This window comes from Actinomadura sp. GC306 (assembly GCF_004348665.1).
Lineage (GTDB): Bacteria > Actinomycetota > Actinomycetes > Streptosporangiales > Streptosporangiaceae > Spirillospora.
The window spans coordinates 1-6111 of sequence record NZ_SMKM01000348.1 but is presented as its reverse complement, the minus strand read 5'-3'; the positions used below and the strand labels follow the sequence as shown (position 1 = coordinate 6111).

The following is a 6111-nucleotide window of genomic DNA, read 5'->3' as shown; positions in this document are numbered from 1 at the left end:
TGACCGGAGTGTGTCGGCGCCCCGCGCCGCGGGATACTCGATCGCCGACGACGAGAGGACGAGGGATGACCGCCGGGCACGCCGCGTCCCCGCCCCCGCGGCCGCGCGTCCGCGCTCCGCAGCGGCTGGTGTTCAGCTTCCTCGGCTCGCTCGTCCTCGACCGCGGGTATCCGCCGATCGGCTCCCGGGTCTTCCTGCACCTGCTCGGCGACCTCGGGGTGGCGGAGCCGGCCGCGCGCGCCACGCTCGCGCGGATGACCCGCAGGGGCCTGCTCACCCGGGTCCGGGAGGGCCGCACCGCCCGGTTCTCCCTCACCCCGCTGGCGGCGGACCTGCTCCGCGCGGCCAAGCCCCGGGTCGACTCCCCGGCGCCGTTCACCCACCCGGACGGCGAGTGGACGCTGCTCAGCTACTCGATGCCCGAGAGCCGCCGCGACCTGCGCCACCAGATCCGCGCCCGGCTGGTCTGGGCGGGGTTCGGCGGGCTGCGCGACGGGCTGTGGATCGCGCCCGGCCGCGTCGACATCGCCGCCGTGTTCCACGGCCCCGAGTTCGCCGGGCTGGCCGACCTGGTCGATGCGTTCCACTCCGTCCCGCTGGAGGGCACCGACATGCCGAGGCTGCTGCGCCGCGCCTGGGACGTCGCCGCCATCCGCGCCGAGCACGAGTGGTTCATCGCCACCTGGACGCGGGACCGCGCGCAGGGCGGGAACGCGCTGACCCGCCTCACCGTCCTCGGCGCCGACTGGCTGCAGGTGCTGCGCACCGACCCCGGCCTGCCCGCCGAGCACCTCCCGGACGGCTGGCCCTCCGCCGAGTCCGCCGCCCTGTACCGGGAGCGGGTCGCCGCGCTCGCCCCGGACGCGGCCGGCGAGCTGCGCCTGCTGCTGGAGGCCGACGCCGCCCGGCGCTGAACCCGGGCGGGGTCCGGGCCGTACCTCTGGCGTGCGGGCACCGACCCGGCCCGGCCCAGCGGACGTCCCCTGCGCGAGGAGCACCTTCCGTGTCACCGGACTCGATCGATCCGAGCCTGCTGCGCAAGAACGCGCACAGCCCGTCCTTCTTCGCCCTCCAGCGGGCGTCCTCGGGGCGACAGGACCTGGTCGACTTCTGCATCCCCTGCAACCCCTACTTCCCGACGCCCGGGATGTTCTCCCAGCTCGCGGGGGCCATGGAGCAGATCCTCAAGTACTACCCGAGCGACGCCGACACGATCACCGCCGAGCTGTGCTCGGTGCTCGGGCACAACCCGCAGACGGTCGTGATGGGCAACGGGTCCACGGAGCTGATCACCTGGATCGACCACCTGCTGGTGCGGGAGAGCCTCGCCACGCCGATCCCGACGTTCGGGCGCTGGACCGACCAGCCGATGGAGACCGGCAAGCGCGTCGACATGTTCCAGCTCCAGGAGATGCGCGGCTTCGAGTTCGACGTGGACGCGTTCGTGCACTTCGTCCGCACCCGCGGGTCGCGGGTCGCGGTCGTCTGCAACCCGAACAACCCCGACGGCGGCTACGTCCCGCGGCGCGAGGTCGTCCGGCTGCTGGACCTGCTGATCGACCTGGACCTGGTCGTGGTGGACGAGTCGTTCCTCGACTTCGTCGATGCCGAGCCGCACACCAGCGTCGCCGACGAGGCGCGCATCCGGCCCAACGTGATCGTGCTGAAGAGCCTCGGCAAGAACTTCGGCCTGCACGGCATCCGGTTCGGCTACATGGTGGCGAACCCGGCGCTGGCGCAGACGGTCCGGGCGGCGCTGCCGAAGTGGAACCTGAACTCCTTCGCCGAGGTCGTGGTGTTCCTGCTGCGCGAGCACGGCGCGGAGTACCGGGAGAGCCTGCGGCTGCTGTCCCGCGACCGGCTGATGATGGCGCAGCAGCTCGCGGCGTTGCCGGGGCTGAAGGTCTTCCCGTCGCAGGGCAACTTCATCATGATCAAGCTTCCGGACGGCCGGGACGGCGTCGGGCTGCGCGACCACCTGATCTCCCACCACGGCGTGTTCATCCGCGAGTGCGGCAACAAGCTGGGCTCCACGAGCCAGTTCGTGCGGCTGGTCGTCCGGCCGCAGCAGGACGTGCAGCGCCTCCTGCTCGGCCTCGGCTCCTACCTGTACGGCACCGCCGCCGAGGCGCCGCCCGACAACGTCGTGTCCCCCGGGCACGGCTGGGGCGAGCCGGCGCGGCACGGCGGGACGGCCGCGCCCGCGGAGCCGGACCTCCCGGCGGCGAGCCGCTTCGGTGAGCCCGCGCACGCCGATCCCCTATCCCGTGAGGATTTCCGGGCCGCCATTTAAGTAATGGCCGAAATGAATTCGCCGGGCCATTCACCTAGTTGATCTGGCCGGAGGGACGGGCCGCGTCCTACGTTGGCAGTGCCGCCTTCAGGCTCCGCCATTCGCAGCGCGCTCCGCCCCGACCCTCTGGAGTGATCCGATGGAGAATCCCTACGTCCTCGATGCCACCGGCGCCGACGTGCAGGGAGAGGCGGCGAAATTACGCGAAAGGGGCCCTGTGACGCCGGTGGAACTCCCCGGCGGCGTGGCCGCGTGGGCGGTGACGGGCCACGAGGAGCTGCGGGGCCTGCTGGCCGATCCCCTGGTGTCGAAGAACCCTGGCCTGCACTGGGCCGCCTGGATCGACGGCCGGATCCCGCCGGACTGGCCGCTGTCCCCGTGGGTGTCGGTGCACAACATGTTCACCGCCTACGGGGACGACCACCGCCGGCTCCGCACGATCATCTCCCGGGCGTTCACCCCGCGGCGCACCGAGGCGCTGCGGCCGGCCGTCGCGGAGATCACCCGCGAGCTCGTGGCGGCGCTGGCCGCGGCGCCGGGCGGGCGCGCCGACCTGCGCGAGGAGTTCGCCTACCCGCTGCCGATCGAGGTGATCTGCCGGCTGTTCGGCGTCCCGGACGGGGCCCGGCCGAGCCTGCGGCGCTGCGTCGACGGCGTGTTCAACACGGCGCTGACGGCCGAGCGGTCCCTCGCCAACCAGCGGGAGCTGCACGGCATCCTGCGGGACCTCGTCGAGGCCCGGCGCCGCGAGCCCGCCGACGACCTGGCCGGGGTACTGGTCTCCGCGCGGGACGAGGCGGGCTCGCGGCTCGGCGAGGACGAACTCGTGGACACGCTGATCCTGATGATCTCCGCGGGGCACGAGACCACCGTGAACCTGCTCGACCAGGCGATCCTCGCGATGCTGACGCATCCGGAGCAGTACGCGCGGGTCCGGGCCGGCGAGGTGCCGTGGAGCGAGGTGATCGAGGAGACGCTGCGCTGGCAGGCGCCCGTGGCGAACCTCCCGCTGCGCTACGCCGTGGCGGACGTCGAGGTCGGCGGCGTGACGATCCCGAAGGGCGAGGCGATCCTCGCCTGCTACGCCGCGGCCGGCCGGGACCGCGCCCTGCACGGCGACGGCGCCGACGCGTTCGACATCGCCCGCGCCGGCAAGGAGCATCTCTCGTTCGGCTACGGCGTGCACTTCTGCGTGGGCAAGCACCTCGCGCTGCTGGAGGCCGAGATCGCCCTCCCGGCGCTGTTCGGCCGCTTCCCCGATATGGCGCTCGCCGTCGACCCGGGCGAACTGCGCCCGATGGAATCGTTCATCAGCAATGGCCACCGCGAACTGCCGGTGCAGCTGAATTGCTGAGGCCGGGAACCGCCCACTCGCCCGTTTCACGTAACGTCCGGGGCGAAAGGCCGGGGAAACGGCGCGAGCGGCACGGTTTTCGTTCGCCCCGCCGTTTCGGATGGGCCGTTTCTCAGGTGTCCCGGCGGGCGCGGGCCCGGCGCTTTCCCTCGTGCATGGCCTGCACCCGCGCGACCGGGATGGTGTGGCCCTCCTCGACCAGGCCGGGCGGGAGCTCCTGCGGGGACGGCATGAGCTCGGCCCATGGGTCCCGCTCGGCGAGCAGTGCCGCGGCGTTGCGGACGGTGAAGTCGGCGGGGGCGACGTCGTCGAGGTCGTCCCACGGCACGGGGAACGAGACCGGCGTTCCGGGGCGGATCCGCGGGCTGTAGGCGGCCACGACGGTGGCGCCGCCGGCGCGTGTGGAGTCGAGGAAGACCTTGCCGCCGCGGTCCTCGCGGATGAAGGCCGTGGTGGCGAAGTCCGGGTCGAGGCGCTCGGCGCGGGCCCCGAGCGCGCGGGTGGCGGCGGCCACGTCGTCGGCGGCGGCACGGCCGTCCAGCGGCACGAACACGTGGACGCCCTTCGCGCCGCTGGTCTTGACGGCACCGGCCAGCCCGGAGTCGTCCATCGCCGCCCGGACGAGGCGGGCGGCGCGCACCGCGGAGGCGAAGTCGTCCGGCGTGGGCGGGTCGATGTCGATGACCAGGTGGGTCGGCCGGTTCTCGGCGCCGTCGCGGAAGAGGGGCGGGTGGTACTCGACGGCGCGCTGGTTGGCGAACCAGAGCAGCGTCCGGCGGTCGTCGCACAGCGCGTAGGACACCTCGCGCCGGGAGGACTCCGCCCACACCATCACGCGCCGCACCCAGGGCGGCGTGTACTTCGGGAGGTTCTTCTGCATGAAGGGCTTCTGGCCGCGCAGCACGCGCTTGACCGACAGCGGCCGTCCGGCGAGCTGCGGGAGGATCCGGCCGGCGACGGCGTCCAGGTAGTCGACCAAGTCGCGCTTGGTCGCCCCGGCGCCCTCGAACAGGGGCTGGTCGAGGTTGGTCAGCCGGACTCCGGCACGCTCCTCTTCGGCACTCACCCGCCCAGCTTCGCACGCGGCACCGACATGACCGGGCGGCCGGGCGGGACGGGCACCGCAGGGTGCGCCCCCGGTCTCGGTCGGGGTGCCGCCCGCCGGGCCCCGTGCCAACGCGGTCCTCGGGCGGGCACCGGGCCGGGAATCGTCAGCGGGCGCGCCAGGGGGATTCCGGCTCGGTCGGGCGGGCGTCCGCCGCCACCCGGAGTGCGTAGGTGGGGGGCGCGGTGCCGTCCAGCGGGCCGAGGTAGGTGTGGCCGGTCAGGTGGCACCAGGCGGGCAGATCGATGGGGGCGGCCGGATCGGCGGCGATGAGGTGGACGACCGTGCCCGGGGCCATGCCCGCGATGCGGCCGCGCAGTTCCAGCAGGAGGCGCACGCAGGAGCGGTCGCCGCCGTCGATCACCACTGGATCCGCGCTCATCCCGCCTCCCCCGGCTCCGCCTTGATCGCGAAGTTAGCAGTCCACAGGGTGAAATATAGGGGTATGCCATGACATGGCGACGCGCGCGGCGGCCGGGCGGCGGCCTCACGAAGGCGACAAAACGGGATCTGTCGCCGATGAACGGGATCGGCCGGGATATGGACGATCACCGTCCGAGACTTGACCATTTCTTGAAGGTTCCGTCCGGCCCGGGGGCTTACAGTCGCAGTGAGGTACCCCCCGTTGTCATCCAGGTGAGGGACCGGCGTTGGGGCGAAGCATGGATCTCGGTGTGGCGCGAGTGGAGAGCACGCGGACCTGCGGGACGCTGACGTTCCCGGCCGAGGTGGACCTCAGCAACGGCGAGGCGATCCTCCGGCAGGCCGAGCGGCTCCTCGACTCCGGGACGCCCGCCCTGATCCTCGACCTCACCCGCTGCACGTTCTGCGATTCCAACGGCCTCAACGTGATCACGCGGTCCCAGATGCGGGCGACCGAGCTGGGCGTCCCGATGTGGGTGGTGCTGCCGCCGCGCGGCATCGTCCGGCGCATCTCGGACGTGGCCGGCCTGCAGCGCCGGGTCGCGATCGCCCCGGACGTGGCGACCGCCCGCGAGGCGCTCGCGTCCACCGCTCCCCGCTGAGCACGCACGCCGCAGCGACCCCCGCCACGCCGTGCGGGAGGCGTCCGGCGCGGGCCGGGACGCCCGGGGATCTCTTTACATGATCTTGTGTCGGCGCTGATGGCGGGGAGTTGCGGACGGGGCATGGATGCCTTGGAGCGCGGGGCGCGGTGCCCCGGCATCGCCGACGCGCGGGAGCGGCACATGCAGGTCAAGCTGGAGGCGGAACTCGGGCGCATCCCGATCCTGGATGTGGCGCCGGTGGTGGGGTGCGGCCGGTGGCCGGCCAAGGCCGTGGTGGGTGAGACGGTCGAGGTGTCGGCGACGGTGTTCCGTGAGGGGCACGAGATGCTGG

At 73.0% G+C, this 6111-nt stretch carries 7 protein-coding genes; 5 read left to right on the top strand and 2 right to left on the bottom strand.

Annotated features, from left to right (window positions below; genetic code table 11):
* Positions 1-65 precede the first annotated feature (65 nt).
* The 3 genes from E1200_RS30265 (at position 66) to E1200_RS30255 (ending at position 3647) form a co-directional block, all read left to right on the top strand.
* Complete coding sequence (locus tag E1200_RS30265) at positions 66-914, top strand: PaaX family transcriptional regulator C-terminal domain-containing protein (protein ID WP_131955539.1); 849 nt, start codon at positions 66-68, stop codon at positions 912-914.
* An 89-nt stretch (positions 915-1003) separates the two neighbouring features.
* On the top strand, positions 1004-2293 hold the full coding sequence (locus E1200_RS30260) for an aminotransferase class I/II-fold pyridoxal phosphate-dependent enzyme (RefSeq protein WP_131955537.1): 1290 nt from the start codon (positions 1004-1006) through the stop codon (positions 2291-2293).
* 139 nt (positions 2294-2432) lie between these two features.
* Positions 2433-3647, top strand: a complete 1215-nt coding sequence (locus E1200_RS30255) for a cytochrome P450 (RefSeq protein ID WP_131955535.1) — start codon at positions 2433-2435, stop codon at positions 3645-3647.
* Between the two features lie 112 nt (positions 3648-3759).
* On the opposite strand, the gene E1200_RS30250 is transcribed toward E1200_RS30255, so the two are convergent.
* Positions 3760-4713 (bottom strand): ATP-dependent DNA ligase, encoded by a 954-nt coding sequence (locus E1200_RS30250; protein ID WP_131955533.1) that lies wholly within the window; start codon positions 4711-4713, stop codon positions 3760-3762.
* 145 nt (positions 4714-4858) lie between these two features.
* Positions 4859-5134, bottom strand: coding sequence for a sulfurtransferase TusA family protein (locus tag E1200_RS30245; RefSeq protein ID WP_131955531.1), 276 nt, complete (start codon positions 5132-5134; stop codon positions 4859-4861).
* Positions 5135-5426: 292 nt separating this feature from the next.
* Between E1200_RS30245 and E1200_RS30240 the strand changes: the two genes are divergently transcribed.
* Together E1200_RS30240 and E1200_RS30235 are read left to right on the top strand one after the other, a co-directional pair.
* Positions 5427-5777 (top strand): STAS domain-containing protein, encoded by a 351-nt coding sequence (locus E1200_RS30240; RefSeq protein ID WP_165950526.1) that lies wholly within the window; start codon positions 5427-5429, stop codon positions 5775-5777.
* 183 nt (positions 5778-5960) lie between these two features.
* Positions 5961-6111: maltotransferase domain-containing protein (locus E1200_RS30235; RefSeq protein WP_131955541.1), on the top strand; the 151-nt coding region annotated here is incomplete at its 3' end.

What these genes read in the sequence shown, in the direction of transcription:
- E1200_RS30265 (WP_131955539.1), top strand. Translation starts at nt 66, where the DNA reads ATGACCGCCGGGCACGCCGCGTCCCCGCCCCCGCGGCCGCGCGTCCGC.
- E1200_RS30245 (WP_131955531.1), bottom strand. Translation starts at nt 5,134, where the DNA reads ATGAGCGCGGATCCAGTGGTGATCGACGGCGGCGACCGCTCCTGCGTG.
- E1200_RS30255 (WP_131955535.1), top strand. Translation starts at nt 2,433, where the DNA reads ATGGAGAATCCCTACGTCCTCGATGCCACCGGCGCCGACGTGCAGGGA.